Genomic DNA, 22816 nt, shown 5'->3' with positions numbered 1-22816 from the left:
CCTCCGCCGCAGGCGGCCCTCTTCGTGGAGCCGGCCGGGCTCGTCGTGGCCGCTGCGGCGGCAACATTGGAGACACCCTTGCTGCCGACCGACGATCCACCCATCCTCGGGCCACGGCCGTGCACCGGAGAATGGCCACTTTGGTGCTGACCTGGGCCTTGCGGCCGGGGCTCAGAACGTCGCCGGGCGGACGTATCGGGAGCATGGCAAGGAGCGCAATCTGCGCCGGCTCGCCACGGCGCGTGGCGTTCCCGACTTGCGGAGCCTCGACACCGGCCGCTCCCGTACGCTGCCCGTCGCGGTGTGGGAGGGCCTGCTCGCATCCGGCCCCTTGGACCTCACGCCGTTCCGTTCGCCCAGCGCCGACCACTGGCGCAGCGGTGGCAGCCTTCCACTGGGTGTCCTGGGGAGGCGCAGATCTACGCCACGAACGCGGGATCGAGGCCTCGCGGCGAGCGACGACCTCCTGACCGTGTCCGACCTGCTGGCCCGTGACGACTGGGACTGGTGCAGCAAGTGCGGCGGCTACGCCGTACGCCGACTGACCGACACTCAGCTCTCCTATTACCGTGCCGCCCACTGCCTGCACGACATCGCAGGGCAGCTCGACGACGAGCGTACACACCGCGGCTCCGTCGACCCAGATGCCCTGATCAAGCAGCTGGAAGAGCTCGCGGACTGGGAGCCCGGCGGGCACGAGGACTGCGACTGGGACGGCTCCTGGCGTTGGCATGAGGTCATCCGCGACCTGCGACGCCGAGCCGAAAGGAGGCAGCGCCACACCGCTTCCTGAGCCGCTTTCCCCCTGGCGGCCGTCTGTGCCGCGGCTACGCGTCAAGACGTTGGGGTGGATTCTTCGAACGCGGCGCGGTCGTAGAGCCGGTGGGGCCACTCGTTGGCGTCCGGTGCTGGTTTGGTCTTGAGAACGAGGTTGGGGCCGGTCTCGATGAGGTGGAGGAGTGTCCAGGCGACTCCGTAGCAGTCGTCGGGGCCGAAGCACGTGACGAGGGCGGCCGCTTCCTCTCCCGTCACCGGCTTGCCGATCGCTTCGAGCTGGGTGACGCGCCGGTCGATCTCTTCCTCCTCGGCGTCCCAGTCGGGCAGCGGGCCGTTGGCGACGAAGGACTGGACTTCTGGTCTCATTCCCGAATCATCGGCACTCTTGCCTGGCCCGACAAGCTTTTCTGGCAGGCCAGGATGCGCTTTCCATGGTGATCGGCCTGGTGGGGAAGGCCTCTTGCTCATCGTTGCGCGCCGGACATACGCGGCGGCTCGCCAGGCGGGTGGCTTCGACGTAGTTGTCGCCTTCGTCCGTAAAGAGGTGGGTGACAGACGGTAGCTTGCACCGCTCTGAGCGGTTCACGGAGTGCAGGTGCCAGAGCCGATGAACTGCCGGTCGTTGGTGTACGCGTTGTGGACGGCGACGGTCCAGCGGGTGTAGTTCCAGCTCTTGTTGCTGTTGAACTCCGCTGTGAGCTTGCGGCAGACGGCCTCCTCTACAGCGCCTTTGAGGTTGGACTGAGAAGCGCGGCTGGCGAAATGGTTGTTGGGGTCGTCGGTCCATACGTATGCGGCGTTCTCGACGGGATCGAAGCCCAGGTTGATGCCGTCGCCTGTGCTGAGGGGGGATTCGTTCGTCTCCGAGGTGTTGGCGTTCCAGGTAGCGGTGATGGCCTTGACCGTGGCGTCGGCGACGCGGATCTCTTCCTTGTCGCTGCTGGGGAGTTCCGCGGTCGCCATGCCTTCTTCGTCGCCGTGCCATTGGCCGGCGATCTCGGTGAAGCAGCCGTTGGTGGCCTCTCCGTAGCCGATGGCCGGCGCCTCGATATCGCCGTCGGATGTCTTCCAGTGGATGGTGAAGCGGCCGTAGGGCCAGGTGGCGGGGTTGCCCTTGAGTCGCTGTGCGAGGGCTGTGCAGGCGGCCATCTGCCCAGCCCGGCGGAACACGTCCTGGTAGTTCTCGGGAAGCTGGGGGACCGGTCCGCCGGTAACGATCACGGTCTGCGCGCGCTGGTTGAACGTGATCGTGGGCTTCATGAAGTCCATGTCCTTGGTGGCCAGCATGGAGGTCATGTGGTCGCGGATCGCCTGCTCAGCGTCCTGTTCCTCGGGAGTGCTGGCGCGGGCGCTGGTCCGCCATTCGTCAAGGTGCGGCTGGGACTCGTCACCGGCTCGGGTGTAGGCGGGGTGGGGCACTCCTGCCAGTGGATCCATGGGGATCCTGATGGTTCGTGGATCGACCGGAGGCGTGGTCCTGGTTGCGTCTGGGGCGGTGGAAGCCGTAATTGCGGTAGGTGTGTCGGAGGGCGCCGCAGGGATGACCGCGCTCTTGGGCTTGGCGTCCGGGTCGACCTGACCCTTGGCGTCGAACGCGAGGATGCCAGCCGCGATGGCGGCGCCGGCGGCTGCCGCGGCGACGAAGATGATCAGCGTTCGCTTTCGGGCGGACGCGGTCGGGTTCTGCCAGGCAGGGTCTTCCACGCTGGGCACGTGCCACTCGGTGGCGACGAAGTCGGGATCCCCGATCGGCTCCAGCCGTGCGTCGGCGGTAAGTACCTGGGTCGCTTGGGCGGAGAGAAGGCGGGCACACTCCTCCGCCGCCGAGTCGGAGGTTGTTCGCTCGCCGGGGCCTTTGGCGAGCGCCTTCTCCACGGTTGCGCGTAGTCCCTCGGGGAGCCCATCGAGGTCGGGTTCCGCGGACATGACGCGGTAAGCGACCACGTCGGGGGCTCCAGCGCCGAAGGGAAGGCGGCCAGTGGCGGCGTATGCGACGAGAGCGCCCCAGGCGAACACGTCGCCTTCGGGGCCGGCGGTGCCGGTGCGGTAGTGCTCGGGGCTGATCCAGCCGGGGGTACCGGTCATGACGCCGGTTCGGGTCACGGAGGTGCCGTCGGAGGCGTGGGCGATGCCGAAGTCCAGGACGCGGGGCCCGGCGGGGGTGAGGATCACGTTCTGCGGCTTGACGTCCCGGTGGACGACACCAGCGGCGTGGATTGCCGACAGGGCCCGGGCGGTGCCAGCGGCGAAGGCGTACAGGGTGCCGCCGGTGAGCGGACCATGGGCGGCGAGGTGCTGGTTGAGGGTCAGGCCCGGGACATACATGGTGGCCAGCCAAGGGGTCTCCGCGTCGGGGTCGGCCGAGAGCAGCGGTATGAGACATGGCCCTTGGACGCGGGCGGAGAGCTGGATCTCGCGGCGGAAGCGGGCACGGAACTCGGGGTCCTCGGCCTGAGCGGCGTGGACGACCTTGACTGCGACCCGTACTCCGGCCGGGTCGAGGCCGGCGTGCACGGTGCCCATGCCGCCCGAGCCGAGACGGCCGATGATCCGGTAGGGGCCGACCCGTGTGGGGTCGCCGGGGCGGGCGGGCTGTAGCCGCCCGCCGGAGAGCGCCATGCTCACAGGCGTCCGTTCCTCTTCTGCGATGGACCTCGATGAGGCCGGGCGGCAGATCGGCAAGGACCGCCCGAACCCGGCGGTTGATCGTATCCGCGGGCCACCGCGACCCGCGGTGGTGGTGCGTGGGGCGGTCCATGCCGCCTCGCCTCGCAAGGTTCTGATGGCAGAGCAGAGTCCGCTCCTTGGAGACCAGTTGGGGACCATACGGCTTGCGCGATGGCGCACGATAGCGCTCCCCACGCACAACTTGCGCCCGGATTAAGTCTGTTATGTCCAGACAATCCCGGTGGCCCGCACATCTGGGGGTCAAGGGGTCGCAGGTTCAAATCCTGTCGTCCCGACTGTGCGGAAACGCAGGTCGGAGGCCGTTCTCTCATGAATGAGGGGGCGGCCTTTCGTGCGTCCGGGGCCATGGTGGTCGCAGTGTGGCGCTGTCTCCCGCCTCTATCGCCTGGATACCCGGGCCTCGCGGGCGGTCGTCTTCACTGGCGCGACCCGCAACTCCCAGCTCGGCGAATACCGCAGTGCGCGGGTGAGGGGCCGCTACACCACTCTGAAGAGGACCTTCTGCTTGCCGACAAAGAACGGGTCTGCGCGTTTGAGCTCGGCGCGGATGCTCGCGCCCAGCTTGAGGGGCGTGTCGGACGTGATCTTGCCCATGACGGCGGGCTCCGCCAGGTGCGCCGTGCCCTCCTTCGGACTGCCGACTTCCTTTTCGGTGTTGATGATCGTGACGTCGAAGACCTCGCCCACGCGGTTCTTCAACATCGCGGCCTCTGCCAGGTCCACCGAATCACGGTCGGCCACCTTCCCCTTCCCCCGCTCCATGTCGCAGGGCAGGCAGTACAGGGCCTCCAGCACCCAGTCCGGCGGGGCCTTGTTGGCGCACGCGGCCACGCACAGTTCACTGGCGTACCGGTCGACCAGGCGCCGGAGCGGAGCCGTGCAGTGCGCGTAGGGGGCCGCGATGGCCGCGTGGGTCTTGTCGGCCGGGATCTGGTGGTCGCGGAAGACGGTGTACTTGGCCCTGAGCAGCATCGCCGTGGCTTCGCTGAGGAAGGCCATGTGCTTCTGGTCGTTCGGATCGAGCTTGCGTACCAGCTGGGCGTACGAGACGTTGGCCTGCCAATCGATGCCTAGTGACGTGGCGATGGCGTGCACGCGCTGGACCTCGTTCTGATCGGACGTCTCCTTCTGCGTCCGCAGGATCCCGGTACCGCTGTCCAGCATGATCTGGGCCGCCGCCATCCCGGTCATGAGGGAGATCTGCTCGTTCCAGCCCTCCACGGGCAGCGTGGCCACGTAGCTCAGCCGGAACGTTCCGTCCTCGAGGGTGACCTCCTGGTCCGGCAGGTTCAGCGAGATCCCGCCGCGTTCGGCCTCGACGGCCTCCCGCAGCTTGCCGATCTCGCGCAGCAGCGCGATGGGCTCCTCGGCCGTTCCGGCGTCGATGGCCTGCTGGACGCCCTGGTAGTGGAGCTTCGCCCGGCTGCGGACCTTTGCCCGGCCCACGGACGAGGCGGTGACCTTGCCGTAGGCGTCGAGGTCGTGCTGCCACAGCAGGGCCGGCACGACCTGGTCGGGCAGCAGGCTCGCCGGTCCCTCGGAGATGACCGGCGGATACAGGGGGACCTTGAGGTCGGGGAAGTACAGCGTCTCGATCCGGTCGTGGGCCTCGGCGTCCAGCGGCCTGCCGGCCTCGACGAAGGCGGCCACGTCGGCGATGGCGTAGTGCACGCGGTAACCGCCGCCGGCCCGCCGCTCCAGGTACATGGCCTGGTCGAGGTCCTTGGACGTCGGCGGGTCGATCGTGAACAGCGGCAGGTCGGTGCGGTCCTCGGCGGGCGGCTGCGGTTCGGCCACGGGCTGGTCGGCCGCCGCGAGCACGCGCTTGGGGAACTTCGTGGGGATCTTCAGTTCCGTCCGGAGTTCCTGCAGCGCGGAGAGCAGGGCGGCCTGGGCCTCGTCGGACATGTGCATCTGGCGGCGTCGCATACCCCGAGCGTAGGTCTGGGGCCGCGGGCGGGCACGGTGAGCGTGTCCGGTCGGGGGAGGCCGTGCAACTGCGATGCCGTCGGGGGAGGGGCAGCGCGGCCTCGGGCGACGGGCGGACGGCCGGAAGGTGACCGTCGCGTGAGGGCTGAGGCGTGTCCGCTTAGTGGGTTGGTCGCTCGCCCGCGGGCGGTCAAGGGGGCGCAGGTTCAAATCCTGTCGTCCCGACCATGCTTCATGCAGGTCGGGGGCCGTTCTCTCATGCCTCCTAGTTCCACGGGAGCCGGGACCTGTGGGACCAGTAGGTGTGCGAGGTCTCGGTGATGCCCGAGAGCTGGGCGAGTTGGTCGGTGCTGAGCTGCACCTCGGTCGCCAGCAGGTTGGCGGTGAGGTGCTGGGTCGTGGCGGCGCCGGAGAGGACGATGCGGGCCCAGGGCTGGTGGAGCGCCGCGGCCAGGGCCACGGCGTCGCACGGAGCGTTCGTCGTGTCCGTGAGCGAGGCGAGGACCGGGTGGACGGGCTGCGGCCGGGCGAGACGGCCGTTGGCGAGGGCCTCCTTGACGATGACGGTCAGGCCGGCCTCGTGCGCTTCGGCCAGGGCCGGCCCGGCGGAGGTCTCCAGCAGGTTCCAGGTCGCCTGCACGCTGCGGAACAGCGGTCGGCCGTCGACGGTGAGATCCAGGGCGGCACGGATGGTGTCCCGCTGGCCGGGCCCGCTCGTCGTCAGGCCCACGGTGACGCCCGCGGTCGCGAGCGCGGCGAGCCGGCGGTGCAGGGCGGTGTCGGTCAGGGCCGGGCTGTCGGGGGTGACCGAGTGGACCTGGTAGAGGTCGAGGCGGCTGCCGAGCCACGACCGGGTCTCGGCGACCTGCCGGTCGTAGGAGCGGACGCTGTGGTCCTTCACCTCGGGGACCGGGGCGTGGGTGTTCCAGGAACCGGTATAGGTGTAGCCCCACTTGCTGCCGACGAGCAGGTTCCGCGAGGGCCTGCGGCTGGCGAGCCAGTTGGAGAGGAACTCCTCGGCGTGACCGTAGGAGCGGGCGGTGTCGACGTAGCGGATCCCGCGGGCGTGGGCCAGGTCGAGGAGTTCGTACGTGCGCCGGCGCATCGTGGCGAAGGTGCGTGCGGCCGGCAGGTCGCGTTCGCGTCCGAGGGTGATGTAGCCGGGCCGGCCGACTGCGGCCAGGCCCAGTCCCATCCGTTCGACCGGCGACTGGGGACGTGGGGGAGGTACGGGCATGGCCGGCGGCCCTTCCGGTGGGGTGGCGGCTGGGCCGTGCTACTCGGCGGTGGCGAGGATGTCGGCCAGCGCGGTGACGGCCTCGTGCGCGTCGGAGCCTTCGGCGCGCACGGTCACGGTGCTTCCGGCGGTGGCGCCCAGGCCCATCACGGCAAGGACGCCCGTCGGGTTGACCGTCCTGTCGCCGTAAACGAGCCGTACGGAGCTGGCGAAGCCCGCGGCCGCCCGGGCCAGCTTGCCCGCGGGGCGGGCGTGCAGGTTGGCGGGCAGGACGACGGCGATCTCGTGGTCCGTCGGGGCGGCGGTCTCAGAACTTGACTGCATGGCGAGCCTCCTTGGCTGCGTTGTGAACCGTCTCCAGGTCGGCCCCGGTCGAGGCGGTGACCACGGCCGCGACGGCTCCCTCGACGAAGGGCGCGTCGACGATCAGCACGTCGGTGCGGGGGTGGTCTTCCAGAACGGTCTTGGCGGTCAGGACGGAGCTGCCGAGGTCGGGGAGTACGAGGACGCCGCCGCCGCGGTCCGCCTTCAGGATCGCGGCGAGGACGAGGTCGTAGCTGGTGCCGATCCGGCCGTCCTCGGTGCCTCCGGCGGTGGCCACGGGGACGTCGTCGGAGCCGATCTGCTCCAGCAGCAGGCGAAGGCCCGCCGCGAGCTCGGCGCTGTGTGAGACGAGTACGATGCCGACAGGTGTGGTGCTCATGAACAATGACACTAATTCTCGAAACGCGATTCAGCAATGCTGAACGAGGAGTAACTTATGGTTCAGGCGGTACAGCGGGCGGCCCGCATCTTGCGGGAGCTCGCGACCACGGGGCCCCGGCTGGGTGTGACCGAGCTGGCCGACCGCCTGGGCGTCTCCAAGCCCACCGTCCACGGTCTGCTCCGCACGCTGGAGGCCGAAGGGATGGTCGTCCAGGACAAGGACTCCTCCAAGTACCAGCTCGGCCCCGCCCTCGTCCGGCTGGGCAATGCCTACCTGGACACCCAGGAGCTGCGCACCCGCTCGCTGACCTGGGCGGACCAGCTCGCCATCCGGACGGGTGAAGCGGTGTGGGTGACCGTGCTCACCGACGACCACGTCCTGGTGGTGCACCACGCGTTCCGTCCGGAAGGCGCCGTGCAGATCCTCGAGGTCGGCGCCACCATCCCGTGGAGCACCTGCGCCCTGGGCAAGGCCATCGTGGCCTGGGTGCCGCCGGCCGTGCGCGAACACCTGCTCGCCGGGGAGCTCGCGGTGCTCACCGGTGCGAGCGTCGGCGACCGGCAGCAGCTGGCGGACCAGCTGGACGAGGTCCACAGGACGGGCTACGCGATGGAGGACCAGGAGTCCGCCATCGGTGACGCGGGCATCGCGTCCCCGGTGTTCGACCGTTCGGGCGAGGTCGTGGGTGCCATCGGGATCGTGGGTCCCGTCGAGCGCCTGCTGGCGGAACCGGCGCGCGAGGAACTGGCGGTCGCGGTCCGTGAGACCGCCCGCAACCTCTCGCGGGACCTGGGCGCGCCCAGGGGCGGAGCCCGGCGCACAACCGCCTGACCTTTCGGCGCCCCGGTTCGCACCGCGTACCCGCTCGACGCTCCTTACGCCGCCCGCATCCGATCCAGGCCCGTCCAGGAAGCCCTCGTACGCCTTCTTTCAGGCGTCAGGCCGTCCCGGGCGGGTTTTTGCGTTGCCGGGTGCGGGCGGTGGCCCGAGGCCTCTTGACAGGCTCGAAACGCGGGCTTAACTTCCGAACAACGTTCATCAATGATGAACCTCGATTCCCGGAAATGCTCTCCGGTTCCCCCTGAGCCGGCCGCCAGGCTGGTGACCCCGACCCCCCAGCCTGGCGGCCACCTCCCCTTGATTCCCGCTCCGCGCGGAGGAGGTGAGACGCCCCATGCGCCGCTCGGCGCCGGGCGCCATCATGGAAGAGAACACTTACCCCCAAAAGCTCCTCGCCGAAATGCTGGGCACCGCGATGCTGGTGTTCATCGGCGTCGGATCGGTACCGGCGACTCTGATCATCGGCGGTGAGGCCCCCTTCACCATGGCCGAACTCGGAATGATCTCGCTGGCGTTCGCCACGGTCGTCATCGCCCTCGTCTACGCGATCGGCCACATCTCCGGCTGTCAGATCAATCCGGCGATCACCCTCGCGCTGGCCGTCACCAAGAAGATGCCCTGGCGGGACGTCCCCGGGTACATCGCCGCCCAAGTGGCCGGCGCGGTACTGGGGTCCCTGGCCATCGTCGGCGTACTCGGCCGCGAATCCGTGGACGTCGGCCTGGGCATCGCCTCCTACAGTGCCCGGACGAGCAGCGGGCAGGCGTTCTTCGCCGAAGCCGTCGGCACGTTCATCCTCGCCTTCGTCGTCTTCGGCGCCATCGACCGAAGATCCGCCGGCGGCTTCGCCGGTCTCGCCATCGGCCTGGCCGTGTTCGCCATCATCATTCCGATCGCGCCCGCCACGTCCGCCGCCATCAACCCCGCCCGTGTCATAGGTCCCATGCTCACGGGGCAGGTGTTCGGGGCAGAGATCAAGTGGGACCAGCTGCCCGTCTATCTGGTCGCCGAGATCGCCGGTGCCGTCCTGGCCGGGTTCCTGTACGCCTTCCTCAATACCCGCCGTTCCGAGGCCGCCCGGGCCGAGCCGTCGGTCGCTCCGGCCCCGGCCGTTGAAGGAGTCCTGTCGTGAAGAAGCTCATCAATGCTCCCGAGGCGGTGCTCGGCGAGGCCATGGCCGGCATGGCCGCCGCCCATCCTTCGCTGGTGGTCGACGCGGAGAACAAAGTGATCCGCCGGGCGGGCGGCATGCGCCTCGGCAAGGTCGCGCTCCTGTCCGGCGGCGGCTCCGGGCACGAGCCGCTCCACGGCGGCTTCGTCGGCTTCGGCATGCTGGACGCGGCCTGTCCGGGAGAGGTGTTCACCTCACCCGTGCCCGGTCAGATGGTGAGTGCCGCCCAAGCCGTGGACGGTGGTGCGGGCGTGCTCTTCATCGTGAAGAACTACACCGGAGACGTCCTCAACTTCCAGATGGCCGCGGAACTGGCCACCGAGGAAGGCGTCCTGGTCGAGACCGTCCTGGTCGACGACGACGTCGCGGTCAAGGACTCCACCTGGACGGCGGGACGCCGCGGGACCGGCGCCACCGTCTTCGTCGAGAAGATCGCCGGGGCTCTCGCCGAGCAGGGGGCCGACCTCGCCGCCGTCGCGGACACGGCCCGGCACGTGAACGCCTCCTCCCGCTCGTTCGCCGTCGCCCTGACCGCCTGCAGCACCCCCGCCTCCGGCAAGCCCGGCTTCGACCTGCCCGAGGACGAGATCGAGGTCGGGGTCGGCATCCACGGCGAGCCCGGACGCAGCAGGGAGAAGATCCGGCCGGCCAGGGAGATCGTGGCGACCGCCCTGGAGGCGATCCTCGACGACATGCCGCTGGCCGACGGGGACGAGACCATCGTCATGGTCAACGGCCTGGGCGCCACACCCCTGCTGGAGCTGTACGTGGTCTTCAACGACGTCGCCGCCGCGCTCGGCGCCCAGGGCATCGTCATCGCCCGCAGCCTCGTCGGGAACTACATCACCAGTCTCGACATGGCCGGTGTTTCCATCACGGTGTGCAAGGCCGATCCCGCCATGCTGGCCCTGTGGGACGCGCCCGTCAGTACTCCCGCCCTCCGCTGGGGAATCTAGAACCGGGTGGGTCCGTCCACGTGAGGGTTCGGACCCACCCGCCCCGTCATACCCCCGAGCAACGACCCCGGTCATACCCCGAGCAACGCCCCCCTCGACCAGCGCGACCCCCTGAGAACGGAGATTTCCGTGGACACCGACCTTGCCCGCACCTGGGTGCAGGCGATCGCCTCCGCCGTGGAGAAGCAGCAGGACCAGCTGACCCAGCTCGACTCGGCCATCGGTGACGCCGACCACGGCGTCAACATGCACCGCGGGTTCTCCGCCGCCACCAAGGCCCTGGCCGACTTCGAGCCGGACACGGTGGGCGACGTGCTGGTCAAGACCGGCACCACCCTCATCTCCAGCGTCGGAGGCGCCTCCGGCCCGCTCTACGGCAGCGCGTTCCGCGCCATCGGCAAGGCCCTCGACACGCCGACCGTCGAGGCGGAAGCGTTCGCGGAAGCCCTTGCGGCCGGCCTGGACAGCGTACGGAAACTCGGTGCGGCGGCGCCCGGGGACAAGACCATGATCGACGCCTACACGCCGGCGCTGGACGCGTTCCGCCAAACGGTCCGGTCCGGCGGTGACTTCGCCGCAGCGGCCCTCGCGGCCGCCACCGCCGCCGAAGAGGGCATGCAGGCCACCACGCCCATGCAGGCCCGCAAGGGACGCGCCTCCTACCTCGGCGCCCGCAGCATCGGCCACCAGGACCCCGGTGCCACCTCCACCGCGCTGATCTTCCGCGCCCTGGCCGAAACGGTAACGCCCTGATGATCCGCCGCAGTTACTCCGGCCGCCCGGCCTCCGGAGGTACGGCTCTGGGCGTCCTGCACCGTACGGACCGCCCGCTCGACAGGGTGGTGCTGCCGCGCCGCAGCGCCGGCGACCCCGTCCAGGAGGTGACCGGCGCCTTCGACGCCGTCGCCGGTCAGCTGATCGCCCTGTCCACCACCCTGCGCGAGCAGGGCAAGGACGAGCAGGCCGACATCATGGAGGTCAACGGCTACATCGCACTCGACGAGGACCTACGGGGGCAGGCGGTCGAGCGGACCCGTCAGGGGTTGCCCTCCTCCGTTGCCGTCCGCCAGGCCGTCGACACCTACGCCGCGGTCATCGGCTCGCTCGACGATCCCACGCTCGCGGAACGTGCGGCCGACGTGCGCCAGGTCGGCCGCCGGGTCCTGGCCCACCTGCACGGCGACACCGCCCCACTGCCGGACCAGCCGCTCGTTCTGGTCGCCCACGAGATAGGCGCGGCGGACCTGCTCGAACCCGGACAGACCGTGATCGCCGCCGTCTCCGTCACGGGCGGCCCCAATTCGCACGCCGCGATCATCGCCCGCTCCCTGGGGATCCCCCTCCTCCTGGCCGTCGACCCGGGGTTCCTGGAGCTGCCCGACGGCCAGGAGGTGCTCCTGGACACCGAGGGCGCCGCGGCGGTCACCCACCCCGGCGAGGACGAACGCGCGGCAGCCCTGGCAGCGATGGACGCGGCACGGAGGCTGCGGGCAACGCTCGCCAAGGAGCGGCACCTGCCCGCCGAGACGCTCGACGGGCAGAGGGTCACCCTGCGCGCCAATGTGGCCACGCCCTCCGAGACGCGCAGGGCGCTGGAGTCGCATGCCGAGGGGGTGGGCCTCCTCCGTACCGAACTCCCGTTCCTCAACGCCCGTACCTGGCCGACCCGAAGCCAGCACGCGGCCGCCATCGGTCCGGTGCTGCGCGCCCTCGAGGGGCAAGTGGTCGTCGCCCGCACCCTGGACTTCGCGGACGACAAGCTGCCCCCCTTCCTCGCGGAGGGCAACGGGGAGCAGCGGCTGGGCCGGGGCCTTCCGTACATGCTCGCCGAACCGGACGCCTTCGCCGACCAGTTCCGCAGTCTGCTCGCCTCGGGCAGCGGAACCGATCTGCGCATCATGATCCCCATGGTCGCGGATATCCACGAGTTCCGCGCCTGCCGAAGGCTGCTCGCCGCCGCCGCCGACGAGCTGGGGGTGTTCGCGCCGCCCCTGGGCATCATGGTCGAGCTCCCGGAAGCGGTCGCCGCAGCCGATGAACTCGCCCGCGAGGCCTCGTTCCTCTCCATCGGCAGCAACGACCTCACCAGCCAGATCCTCGGCATGGACCGTCGCGACCCGGCCGCCACCCCGGCACTCGCCGCCCACCCCGCGGTGCTCCGCGCCATCGCGCAGGTCGTCACCGCGGCACGCCGCCATCATCGGCACGTCTCGGTGTGCGGTGACGCCGCCGCGCACCCCTTGGTGACGCCCCTCCTCATCGGGCTCGGCTGCGACTCCCTCTCCGTCTCACCCGCGGTCCTCGACGAGGTCCGCGCCCGTATCCGCCGGCTCAGCCATCAGACCTGCGCCGCCGTGGCCGCCACTGCCCTGTCCCGGGAGAGCGCCGAGGACGTGTGGGAGCTCGTACGCCGGCACTGCCTGCCCACACTGCCCTGACCCGTGCCGTAGTGCCTCTGTCGTGCGTCCGCGCCTCTGCGCGTCCGTACGTCCGCGTCCGTACGCCCCTCCCCGGGTCCGTACGGCGCCGAACCCTGCTCCGGAGCACCACCCGCAGCAGGGTTTCGGCGCGCCCGCGTGGCCGTGTTTGCGCGGGCATTCCTGCCTTCTTGATTCTCAAGTAGCTCTGAATATCGGTCAGTTGGGCGTTGCGGAGTAAGACATTCTGTTAATGGTCTGGACCTCTTGACTGATTGGTCCAGACCTTTCTAGTCTCGCCGCAGCGCCATCGGCAAAGGCCGCACAGTGCGCATCACGGACCACCCCCATGAGTTGCCGTCCGCACCTTGAGGAGCACCGTTGAACCCCCAATCCACCCCGAACCGCAGCCGGTTCAGATCCAGGACCCTCGCGGGCCTGGCCGCGCTGCTGCTTCCGCTGGCCGCCGTGGTCGGCCTCGCGGCACCCGCGGAGGCCGCCACCTCGGCGACCGCCACCTTCAGCAAGCCCTCCGACTGGGGCTCCGGTTTCGAGGGCAAGTGGACGGTGAAGAACACCGGAACCACCGCCCTGACCTCGTGGACCGTCGAGTGGGACTTCCCCTCCGGCACCACCGTCACCTCCGCCTGGGACGCCGTCGTCACCAGCTCCGGCAACCACTGGAGTGCCAAGGACAAGGGGTGGAACGGAAGCCTCGCCCCCGGCGCCTCTGTCACCTTCGGCTTCAACGGCACCGGTACCGGCTCGCCCAGCGGCTGCAAGCTCAACGGCGGCTCCTGCGACGGCACCACCACCCCCGCCGACAACGCCCCCTCCGCCCCCGGAACCCCGAGCGCCTCCGACATCACCGACACCTCGGTGAAGCTGTCCTGGGCCGCGGCCACCGACGACAACGGCATCAAGGACTACGACGTCCTGCGCGACGGCACCAGGATCGCCACCGTCACCGATCGGGCCTACGCCGACACCAGTCTCACCGCCGGCACCGACTACTCGTACACGGTCAAGGCGCGCGACACCGCCGATCAGACCGGGCCCGCCAGTGAGGCACGTTCCGTACGCACCACCGGCGGCTCCACGACGCCGCTCCCCGGCTCCACCGTCAAGCTGGGGTACTTCGCGAACTGGGGCGTCTACGGGCGCAACTACCACGTCAAGAACCTGAAGACCTCCGGCTCCGCCGGCAAGATCACCCACATCAACTACGCCTTCGGCAACGTCAAGGAAGGCAAGTGCGTCGCCGGTGACCCGTACGCCGACTACGAACGGTCCTACACGGCCGAGGAGTCCGTCGACGGGGTCGCCGACGTCTGGGACCAGCCGGTGCGCGGCAGCTTCAACCAGCTGCTCAAGCTGAAGAAGGCCTACCCGGACCTCAAGGTGCTGTGGTCCTTCGGAGGCTGGACCTGGTCCGGAGGCTTCGGCAAGGCAGTGGAGAACCCGGACGCCTTCGCGCAGTCCTGTTACGACCTGGTGGAGGACGCACGCTGGGCCGGTGTCTTCGACGGCATCGACCTGGACTGGGAGTACCCCAACGCCTGCGGCCTGACCTGTGACACCAGCGGCCCGGACACCTTCAAGGCCATGATGAAGGCCATGCGCGCGAAGTTCGGTGCGAACAGCCTGCTCACCGCGGCCGTCACCGCCGACGCCTCCGAGGGCGGCAACATCGACAAGGCCGACTACGCGGGCGCCGCACCGTACATGGACTGGTTCAACGTCATGACCTACGACTTCTTCGGATCCTGGGCGGACAAGGGCCCCACCGCCCCGCACTCCCCGCTCACCGCCTACGACGGCATCCCGAAGGCCGGCTACAACTCCGCCGACGCGATCGCCGAGTACAAGGCGAAGGGCGTTCCGGCCGACAAGCTCCTCCTCGGGATCGGCTTCTACGGCCGCGGCTGGACCGGCGTCACTCAGGCCGCCCCCGGCGGGACCGCCACCGGGGCCGCCGAGGGCACGTACGAGAAGGGGATCGAGGACTACAAGGTCCTCAAGGCCTCCTGCCCCGCCACCGGCACGGTCGCAGGCACCGCCTACGCCCACTGCGGCACCGACTGGTGGAGCTATGACACCCCGGAGACCGTCACCTCCAAGATGGGCTGGGTCAAGGACCAGAAGCTGCGCGGAGCGTTCTTCTGGGAGTTCAGCGGCGACACCGGCGACGGTGAGCTGGTCGGAGCCATCAACAGCGGCCTGAAGTAGCCGATTCCGGCAGCGGCGGTCCGCCCCGCCCGCCCTCGAGCGGGCCGTCGCTGCCGGTCCCCCCTCGCGCACCGATCCCACGTGCGCCGACGCTCCCTCCTGGAGGAACGAGTGTTGATCCGATCCAAGGCCGCGCAGCGCCCCACCGCCGCAGGCCCTCAGGCGTCCGGCGGCCGGGTGGCCCTGGCCGCCGGCGCCGCGGCCGCGGCCGCGATGGCCGGACTGCTGGTCGCCGCCACCCTGGGAGCCGCGCCCTCGCTGGCCGCGGCCCCCGCCGACAACCAGTCGTGCCGCCCCGACGGCATGTACACCACGCCCGGCGTGGACGTCCCGTACTGCACGGTCTACGACACCGAGGGCCGCGAGAAGATGGGCGCCGACCACCAGCGCCGCGTCATCGGCTACTTCACCGGCTGGCGCACCGGCAAGGACGGCACCCCGGCCTACCTGGTGAACAACATCCCCTGGGACAAGGTCACCCACCTCAACTACGCCTTCGGTCACGTCGGTTCCGACAACAAGCTCTCGGTCGGCTCGGACGGCGCGGACAATGCCGCCACCGGGATGACCTTCCCCGGTGTCACCGGGGCGGAAATGGACCCGGACTACGCCTACAAGGGCCACTTCAACCTGCTGAGCAAGTACAAGAAGCAGTACCCGGACGTCAAAACCATGATCTCGGTGGGTGGTTGGGCCGAGACCGGCGGATACTTCGGTGACGACGGCAAGCGCGTCGGCTCGGGCGGCTTCTACTCGATGACCGTCAACGCGGACGGGACCGTCAACCAGGCCGGCATCGACACCTTCTCGGACTCCGCCGTCGCCTTCGTCAAGAAGTACGGCTTCAACGGCGTTGACGTGGACTACGAGTACCCGACCTCGATGAAGGACGCCGGTAATCCGCTCGACTGGTCGATCGCCAACGACAAGCGCGGCTCACTGGTCAAGGGCTACGCGGCCCTGATGAAGACCCTGCGCGAGAAGCTGGACCGTGCGGGCGCCGCCGACGGCAAGCACTACCTGCTGTCGATCGCCTCGCCGTCCTCCGGCTACCTGCTGCGCGGCATGGAGACCTTCCAGGTCACCCAGTACCTGGACTACGTCAACATCATGTCCTACGACCTGCACGGCGCCTGGAACAAGTACGTGGGCCCGAACGCCTCGCTCTTCGACGACGGCAAGGACGCCGAGCTCACGGCCGCCAACGTGTACGGCACGGAGCAGTACGGCGGCATCGGCTACCTCAACACCGACTGGGCCTACCACTACTTCCGCGGAGCGATGCCGGGCGGGCGCATCAACATCGGCCTGCCCTACTACACCCGTGGCCACAAGAACGTGCAGGGCGGCACCGACGGCCTGTGGGGCACGTCCTCGACCAGCACCTGCCCGGCCGGCTCCGGCCTGACCAGCTGCGGCGACGGCGCCTCCGGCATCGACAACCTGTGGCACGACAAGGACACCAACGGCGTCGAGTCGCCGGCCGGTTCCAACCCGATGTGGCACGCCAAGAACCTGGAGAAGGGGATCGTCGGCGACTACGTCACCACGTACGGCTTCCCCGCGAACACCACGCTGACCGGCACCTACGCCCGCAAGTACGACTCGACCCTGGTCGCGCCGTGGCTGTGGAACGCGCAGAAGAAGGTCTTCCTCTCCACGGAGGACGAGCAGTCCGTGGCCGCCAAGGCCGACTACGTCATCGACCAGGGCGCCGGCGGCACCATGATCTGGGAGCTCGCGGGCGACTACCGCTGGGACGCCACCGCGAACGGGGGCAGCGGCCAGTACGTCTCCGGCTCCACCCTGACCGCGTTGATGTACGACAAGTTCAAGAACGCCACGGCGTACAACGCGACCCGCTCGACCATCGCGCTGCCGCAGCGGACCCTCCCGATCGACGTGACGTTCACCGGCTTCGCCCTGGGCGACTCCAACTACCCCATCAACCCGAAGATCCGCATCGTCAACAACTCGACGGTGAGCCTGCCGGGCGGCACGGAGTTCCAGTTCGACTACGCCAACTCGGCCCCCGGCAACGCCAAGGACCAGTCCGGCTTCGGCCTCAAGGTGATCCGCCAGGACCACACCGCCGCCAACAACATCGGCGGCCTCAAGGGCACTTACAACCGGGTCTCGGTCAAACTGCCGTCCTGGCAGGTTCTGGCCCCCGGCGATTCGGTGGAGATCGACTTCACCTACTACCTGCCCGTGTCGACTCCGGCCAACTGGACGGTCGACATCGGCGGCACCCCGTACGGCCTGACCGGCGACCTGACCCGCGGCACGGCGGCCGGCACCAGTCCGTCCCCGTCCTCGACCGGGAGTCCCTCCAGCTCCGGTTCGCCGTCGCCCTCCCCGTCTCCGAGCGGCAGCCCGTCCGGCTCGCCGTCCTCCTCCCCGTCCCCGACGGCCGGCACCTGCACGGCGCCGAGCTGGAAGGCCGACACCATCTACGCGACCAAGGGCTTCCAGGTCTCCTGGAAGGGCCGCACCTACACGAACAGGTGGTGGAGCCTGAACGAGGACCCGTCCACCACCGCCCCGGACGGCGTCTGGGTCGACAACGGACCCTGCTGATCCCGAACGCAGGTCGCAGATCGCAAGTCGCAGGTCGGAGGCCGTTCTCTCGTTCGCGGGAGAACGGCCTTTCGCGTGTCCGGGGCTGTCGTCGGCTACTCCGTGGTCTTCGTCGGCGGGTGTGGCTTGGTGAGGGTGCAGGTGCCGTCCGTGCACTGGCGTTGCAGGCGGCCGCGGGAGATGGTTTGGGCCAGGCCGACCATCCAGCACGTGGGGCAGCCGCGGAAGGCGATGAGGGCCGGCGGGGCCGCCAGCAGAGCGAGCGGGCCGACGGTGGGTACCAGGGCGATCGAGCCGATGATCAGGCCGAAGCCGAGGGCGCCGCGCGCCAGGTGGCGCGGAACGGACCTGCTGGCGAAGTTCGTTGCGGGCGCCGTGGGTGGTGCGGGCTTCACGGTGTTCGTGTTCACCGTCGTGGGTCTCCTTCGACTGGGTGGTCCATCGCCGCCAGGGAGTCGCGCAGTGCGGCGCGGGCTCTGTGCAGGCGCGATTTCATCGCGGCGGTGCTCAGGCCGAGGGCGTCGGCGACGGTCCTGCCGGGCAGGCCCTGGACGTCACGCAGGATCAGGACCTGCCGCTGGTCACGGGGCAGGGCGCTGAGCGCGGCCGCGACCCGCTCCGCCTCCAACCCGCGCAGCACGGCGTCCTCGGCGGACCGTGCCGCGGACGCCGGCCGGGCCGGCGCTTCCTCGGCTCGCGGGGCGAGCAGCCGTATCTGCCGGAGGCATTCGTTGCGCACGATGCGGAACATCCAGGAGGCGAGGGCGCCGGTGGCCCGCAGGGTGCCGATCTTCCGGTACAGGATGATCAGGGCCTCCTGCGCGGCGTCCTCCGCGTCCTGCGGCGAGGCGCAGAGCGACAGGGCGAACTTCTGCACATGAGGCTGCGACTCCAGGACGACGGTGGTGAGTGAGGTGACGTCGCCGTCCTGAGCGGCCTTGATCAGCCGTTCGTCCGGCCAGCGGAAGCGTTGGTTCATGTAGTGCTCGTTCCAGTCGTTCCCGGAAGGTGTCCCGTGCCGGGCCCTGGTCAGATCCGGCTCTTGTAGCGCCGCAGCAGGTGCCGGCTGCACGCGCCCACGAGCAGGGCTGCGATCACTACGAGGCTGGTGATCATCATGGGTGTTTCCTCCTGGTCCTGCCGGCCCGTTCGGCCGGTACGCGGACAAGAGGCGGGGAGGTCCGAAAAGGATTCGCGGCCGGGCGAAGTCCTCGTCGAAGGCTGCTTCGACTTGATAGGCAAGTCGTTGCTTGCCTATCCTGTGGTGGTGGCCGACGAACTCTTCAGAGCTTTGGCCGACCCGACCCGCCGCACCATCCTCGACGAGCTCGCGGAGAAGTCCGGGCAGACACTGTTCGAGATCTGCTCGCGGCTGACGATGAAGCACCAGCTCGGCATCTCGCGCCAGGGGGTCTCCCAGCACCTCGCCGTGCTGGAGGCCGCCGGACTCGTCGAGACCAGGCGGGAGGGCCGGTACAAGTTCCACGACCTGAACACCGTCCCGCTGCGGCAGATCGCCGAGCGATGGCGCATGCCCGACCCGTCCGGACCGGAAGAGAGCACCCCATGAAGATCCACCTGACCAGCGTCTTCGTCGACGACCAGGCCGAGGCCCTGCAGTTCTACACCGAGATCCTCGGGTTCGTGAAGAAGCACGACGTCCCGCTGGGCGGGCCGGACCGGTGGCTGACCGTGGTCTCGGCCGACGAGCCCGGCGGCACCGAACTCCTCCTGGAGCCCGCCGGCCACCCGGCCGCCAAGGCCTACCGCGACGCGCTCGTCGAGGACGGCATCCCGCTCGCCCAGTTCGCCGTCGACGACGTCAAGGCGGAGTACGAGCGCCTGCGCGGCCTCGGCGTCCGCTTCACGCAGGAGCCGCTGGAGATGGGCCCCGTCACCACCGCCGTCTTCGACGACACCTGCGGCAATCTCATCCAGCTCGCGACCGAGCCGAAGTAGTCGGCCGCCACGCCGGCCGCCACGCCGGTCGCGGGAGGCTCGCGGCCTCCGTTTGGTGCAGCAAAATCTTCGATGAACCGTCAAAGCCATCCAGCCGGTCTTGAATCAGATCATTTGGGGTCAAGGGCGGTGTCGGCGTGGTGATGTCCACTCAGATATTGCTGTGCCAGTGCGAACCGCGTGCCCTACTCTGCGGTGATCCACGCCTGGACATCAGCAGAAGGACTCACCGTTCCCATGACTCGCCGAAGAGCCGGTGCACGAGTGCCCCGCGCGCTCACAGCCATCCTCACGCTCGTCCTCCCGCTCACGGCGGCAGATCTGCTCTCCGCACCGGGCGCGGCCGCAGTGACCCTGACCAAGCCCGAAGTCACCAGCTCCGGAGCCTTCGAAGGCAACTGGGCGCCTTCGGCCGAGGGCAACAAGCCCATCCCTTGCGACGGGTTGATGGGCAACGGCGGTCTGACCCTGACTGCAGGCCTGCGAGACGTCGACGGTGGCACCGTCACCCCTCGGTTCGTCGTCACCACCGCCGCGGGCGCGTCAGTACCGGTTTCCAACGTCACCACTGTGCCCAGCGGCGGCACGGCGACCGCAACGGTCCTCGCCAAGAACCTCCCCTCCGGCACTTACAAGTGGAAGGTCCGCGCAAGAGACCAGGAAGGCACGTACAGCGCCTACACCGGAGACTGCGCCTTCAGGGTCGACGCGAACGCGCCCAAGAACCCCGTCACCGTCACCAAGGAGGACGGCACCGCCCTCACCACACAGCAGGCACGCACCAAGGTGCGCCTGAAGTTCAAGAACCCGTCCACCGACCTCGCCGGGTTCTGCTGGTCCATGGACCGCCCCCTCTCCATATCCAGCACTCCTTGTGCCGGAGCCAACTGGATCCCCCTCGCCAAGGGCGTCACGGAAGCCGCCGTCGAAGTCACCCCCACGGTCTGGCCCCAGAGCACCCTGTACGCCCTCGCCTTCGACAAGGCGGGCAACCACTCGCCGATCGGCGGTGGTGCCGAGGCCACGGTGCTGAAGACGGACCCGCCATCCTTCGTCTACCCGGCCGGGCAGACTCCGCTGAACCGTGCGCACAGGGACCTCCTCGGCGATCTCAACGGCGACGGCTTCGTCGACCTGCTCGGTCCCGAAGCGGACGGCGGCCTGCGCTTCTACGCCGGCAATGGAGCCGGCCGTGTGCAGATGCGCGTCGTCGCCGACTCGGGCTGGAAGGGTGCGCTGATCGCGCACGGCGGTGACTTCGTCGGTTTCGGCGGCCCCACGGCCAGCCCCGACGGCTACGAGGACGCCATTGCCCGCTTGAGCGACAACAAGCTCTACATCTATCCCGGCAACGGGCTCGGCGACCTCTCGCACGCCACCCGCCAGGAGCTGACCCCGCCTCCCGGCCTCGGCCCCAAGGGCTGGGGACGGCTGCAGCAGATCATTGCCCCCGGCGACTTGGATCAGCGCACCGCTGACGGCTTCAGGAAGGGCAATGACCTGGCCGTCATCGAATGCGTGGACGATGCCTGCTCCGCTGCCCGCCTGCGCATCTATTCAGGCCGGACCCTGTCCGATGGCGGCGCGAACCAGACCAAGCCCTTCGACTTCCAGGACCCCGGTTTCACCGGCAGCGACAGCTGGAAGAACTACACGATCCTCGGCATCGGGGACCAGAACGGCGACGGAGTCCAGGACATCCTCGCCCGCAACAAGGTCGACGGGAACCTGTACCTCTATGCCGGCAAGATCGGCACGGACGGCACGTTCGGTCTCGCGCCCCGCGCCGCCTACGCCACCGGGGGATGGCAGCCCGCCAACCGCCCGCTGATCGTCAGCCGCGGCAATGCCCAGGGCACCGTCGTCAGCAAGACGATCACCGACGAAGGCCAGGTCATCAAGTACGACCAGTTCCAGCCCAAGGCGGGCGACGGGCAGGGCGACCTGTGGGCCACCACCGCGGCCGACTCCAAGCTCGTGGTCAACTACGTCACCAGCACGGGTACGGCGGCCACCACCACCTGCCCCACCGGCTGCCTGCTCTTCTATCCGGGCGGTCCCACCGGTCTCAAGGCGCCGCTGCTGGTCGGCGCGAGCGGCTGGGCCACCAGAGTCACCAACCTCTTCTGAGCTGACCCACTCCACCTGAACGCGGCGCCGCCGGTCGATCCGGCGGCGCCGCGTCATGTGCTGATCACCGCGATGGCCCCCGGGTCTGATCCACCACTCGGCCGGCATGCAGTTCGAGGGGGCCGTCCGGTGCGGCCCGGGCCGTGAGGCAGGCCTCGATCTGGCGGCGGAGCGCCGGTTTGGCGAACCTGCCCAGTGCGGCCGGGGGGACCGTGCGCCAGGCGAGGAGCTCCGTCCCGGGCAGGCGGATCCGGGCCAGGGTGGCGGCGTCGAGGGTGCCGCCGTCGTAGAGGAAGCGGACCCGGGCCGGATAGCCCGACCGGTGCGACCAGTTGACGGCGAGCAGCCTGCCCGGGGCGAGGTCGAGGCCGAGCTCCTCGAGGACCTCCCGGCGGGCCGCGGTGCGCGGGATCTCGCCGAGGTCGCTGTCGATGCCGCCGCCGGGCAGGTTCCAGTGGTCCGGATCGCCGTACGCGGGCCGCACCAGCAGGACCCCGCCCCCGGAGTCGGTGAACAGCACGCTCGCAGCCGTGAGCGCCTTGGGGCGGGCGGCGCGGTGGCCGGCGGTGTCGTAGGCACCCGCGTGTTCCAGCTCCGCCCGGCGGGCCGGGTCCAGGCCGGCCGGGGAGCCGGGCTGCGGGACGCCGCCGATCAGGTGCGCGAGGGAGCCGGAGTGCAGGGCGGCCAGGGCGGCGCGCAGGCGGGATGCCCTGCTGGTGTTCAGCGCCTCGTAGGCCTCCTCCGGGGTGAGCCAGCGCGCCTCGGTGACCTCCCCGTCAGGGAAGGAGATCGCGGCGGCCTCCTCGGACGTGAGCGGTCCGACCAGGTGGACGTGGACGACGAGGGAGCGGCCGAGGGGCCCCGGCGGGCGGGAGTCCACGGCGAGCAGCCGCCCGACCGGCACGCTCAGGTCCAGCTCCTCCTTCAGCTCCCGGGCCAGCCCCTCCTCCGGGGTCTCGGTGTCCTCCACGGTCCCGCCCGGGAGCTCCAGCTCCTCCTTGTACGAGGTGGTGAGGACGAGGACCCGCCCGCGGGAGTCCAGCACGATCCCGGTGGCGGCCACGAGGGGGGAGGGCTGGGCGGCGTAGTAGGCGCGGGCCGACTCGGTGTACGGGGGTGGGGTCGGGGGCTGATCCGGCACGGGGGCTCCTGGAGGTGCGGGGAGATGGCGTACGAGCTGGGCGAGGGCTGGGCGGG

At 69.8% G+C, this 22816-nt stretch carries 20 protein-coding genes; 11 read left to right on the top strand and 9 right to left on the bottom strand.

The features are described 5' to 3' along the window. The first annotated feature begins 256 nt into the window (after positions 1-256). Complete coding sequence (locus ACODT5_RS09035) at positions 257-793, top strand: hypothetical protein (protein WP_422518659.1); 537 nt, start codon at positions 257-259, stop codon at positions 791-793. Positions 794-834: 41 nt separating this feature from the next. Here the strand turns inward: ACODT5_RS09035 and ACODT5_RS09030 are convergent, their stop codons facing one another. From ACODT5_RS09030 to dhaM, 6 genes are all read right to left on the bottom strand, one after another. Beyond that, the gene (locus tag ACODT5_RS09030) at positions 835-1143 is read right to left on the bottom strand and encodes a hypothetical protein (RefSeq protein ID WP_422518658.1); all 309 of its coding nucleotides are present in this window, start codon (positions 1141-1143) and stop codon (positions 835-837) included. Between the two features lie 216 nt (positions 1144-1359). Continuing rightward, positions 1360-3396: a serine/threonine protein kinase gene (locus tag ACODT5_RS09025; RefSeq protein ID WP_422519601.1), complete on the bottom strand. Its 2037-nt coding sequence runs from the start codon at positions 3394-3396 to the stop codon at positions 1360-1362. A gap of 546 nt (positions 3397-3942) precedes the next feature. Beyond that, positions 3943-5394 carry an RNB domain-containing ribonuclease gene (locus ACODT5_RS09020; protein ID WP_422518657.1) on the bottom strand — a complete coding sequence of 484 codons (1452 nt, stop codon included), beginning with the start codon at positions 5392-5394 and terminating at the stop codon, positions 3943-3945. A 265-nt stretch (positions 5395-5659) separates the two neighbouring features. Next, positions 5660-6631: an aldo/keto reductase gene (locus tag ACODT5_RS09015; RefSeq protein ID WP_422518656.1), complete on the bottom strand. Its 972-nt coding sequence runs from the start codon at positions 6629-6631 to the stop codon at positions 5660-5662. Between the two features lie 39 nt (positions 6632-6670). Further along, positions 6671-6955 (bottom strand): HPr family phosphocarrier protein, encoded by a 285-nt coding sequence (locus tag ACODT5_RS09010; protein ID WP_422518655.1) that lies wholly within the window; start codon positions 6953-6955, stop codon positions 6671-6673. After that, a complete protein-coding gene (gene dhaM / locus ACODT5_RS09005; RefSeq protein ID WP_422518654.1) occupies positions 6939-7334 on the bottom strand; it encodes a dihydroxyacetone kinase phosphoryl donor subunit DhaM in 396 nt (131 codons plus the stop codon). The genes ACODT5_RS09010 and dhaM overlap by 17 nt, the downstream gene beginning before the upstream one ends. Before the next feature lie 57 nt (positions 7335-7391). Between dhaM and ACODT5_RS09000 the strand changes: the two genes are divergently transcribed. From ACODT5_RS09000 to ACODT5_RS08970, 7 genes are all read left to right on the top strand, one after another. After that, positions 7392-8168, top strand: a complete 777-nt coding sequence (locus tag ACODT5_RS09000; RefSeq protein WP_422518653.1) for an IclR family transcriptional regulator — start codon at positions 7392-7394, stop codon at positions 8166-8168. Between the two features lie 370 nt (positions 8169-8538). After that, positions 8539-9309 carry an MIP/aquaporin family protein gene (locus ACODT5_RS08995; RefSeq protein WP_422518652.1) on the top strand — a complete coding sequence of 257 codons (771 nt, stop codon included), beginning with the start codon at positions 8539-8541 and terminating at the stop codon, positions 9307-9309. Further along, positions 9306-10304 carry a dihydroxyacetone kinase subunit DhaK gene (gene dhaK, locus ACODT5_RS08990; protein WP_422518651.1) on the top strand — a complete coding sequence of 333 codons (999 nt, stop codon included), beginning with the start codon at positions 9306-9308 and terminating at the stop codon, positions 10302-10304. Before ACODT5_RS08995 ends, dhaK begins: the two co-directional genes overlap by 4 nt. A 129-nt stretch (positions 10305-10433) precedes the next feature. Continuing rightward, entirely contained in the window at positions 10434-11057 is a 624-nt protein-coding gene (gene dhaL, locus ACODT5_RS08985; protein WP_422518650.1) for a dihydroxyacetone kinase subunit DhaL, read from the top strand. Then, positions 11057-12742 (top strand): phosphoenolpyruvate--protein phosphotransferase, encoded by a 1686-nt coding sequence (locus tag ACODT5_RS08980; protein ID WP_422518649.1) that lies wholly within the window; start codon positions 11057-11059, stop codon positions 12740-12742. Before dhaL ends, ACODT5_RS08980 begins: the two co-directional genes overlap by 1 nt. 360 nt (positions 12743-13102) lie before the next feature. Next, positions 13103-14950 (top strand): glycoside hydrolase family 18 chitinase, encoded by a 1848-nt coding sequence (locus ACODT5_RS08975; RefSeq protein ID WP_422518648.1) that lies wholly within the window; start codon positions 13103-13105, stop codon positions 14948-14950. A gap of 213 nt (positions 14951-15163) precedes the next feature. Continuing rightward, on the top strand, positions 15164-17530 hold the full coding sequence (locus tag ACODT5_RS08970) for a chitinase C-terminal domain-containing protein (protein ID WP_422519600.1): 2367 nt from the start codon (positions 15164-15166) through the stop codon (positions 17528-17530). A 95-nt stretch (positions 17531-17625) separates the two neighbouring features. Here the strand turns inward: ACODT5_RS08970 and ACODT5_RS08965 are convergent, their stop codons facing one another. Further along, entirely contained in the window at positions 17626-17940 is a 315-nt protein-coding gene (locus ACODT5_RS08965) for a hypothetical protein (protein WP_422518647.1), read from the bottom strand. Next, positions 17937-18509, bottom strand: a complete 573-nt coding sequence (locus ACODT5_RS08960; protein ID WP_422518646.1) for an RNA polymerase sigma factor — start codon at positions 18507-18509, stop codon at positions 17937-17939. The genes ACODT5_RS08965 and ACODT5_RS08960 overlap by 4 nt, the downstream gene beginning before the upstream one ends. 288 nt (positions 18510-18797) lie before the next feature. Here ACODT5_RS08960 and ACODT5_RS08955 point away from each other — a divergent pair, with 288 nt between their 5' ends. The 3 genes from ACODT5_RS08955 (at position 18798) to ACODT5_RS08945 (ending at position 21619) form a co-directional block, all read left to right on the top strand. Next, entirely contained in the window at positions 18798-19100 is a 303-nt protein-coding gene (locus ACODT5_RS08955) for an ArsR/SmtB family transcription factor (RefSeq protein ID WP_422518645.1), read from the top strand. Further along, positions 19097-19489 (top strand): VOC family protein, encoded by a 393-nt coding sequence (locus ACODT5_RS08950; protein WP_422518644.1) that lies wholly within the window; start codon positions 19097-19099, stop codon positions 19487-19489. Before ACODT5_RS08955 ends, ACODT5_RS08950 begins: the two co-directional genes overlap by 4 nt. Before the next feature lie 237 nt (positions 19490-19726). Further along, positions 19727-21619 (top strand): hypothetical protein, encoded by a 1893-nt coding sequence (locus tag ACODT5_RS08945; RefSeq protein ID WP_422518643.1) that lies wholly within the window; start codon positions 19727-19729, stop codon positions 21617-21619. A gap of 64 nt (positions 21620-21683) precedes the next feature. Here ACODT5_RS08945 and ACODT5_RS08940 read toward each other — a convergent pair whose 3' ends face one another. Continuing rightward, a complete protein-coding gene (locus ACODT5_RS08940; protein ID WP_422518642.1) occupies positions 21684-22760 on the bottom strand; it encodes an NUDIX domain-containing protein in 1077 nt (358 codons plus the stop codon). Positions 22761-22816 lie beyond the last annotated feature (56 nt).

It is taken from the genome of Streptomyces tatrensis, assembly GCF_049310065.1.
Classification (GTDB): Bacteria; Actinomycetota; Actinomycetes; order Streptomycetales; family Streptomycetaceae; genus Streptomyces.
This window is presented reverse-complemented; position numbering and strand designations above follow the sequence as displayed.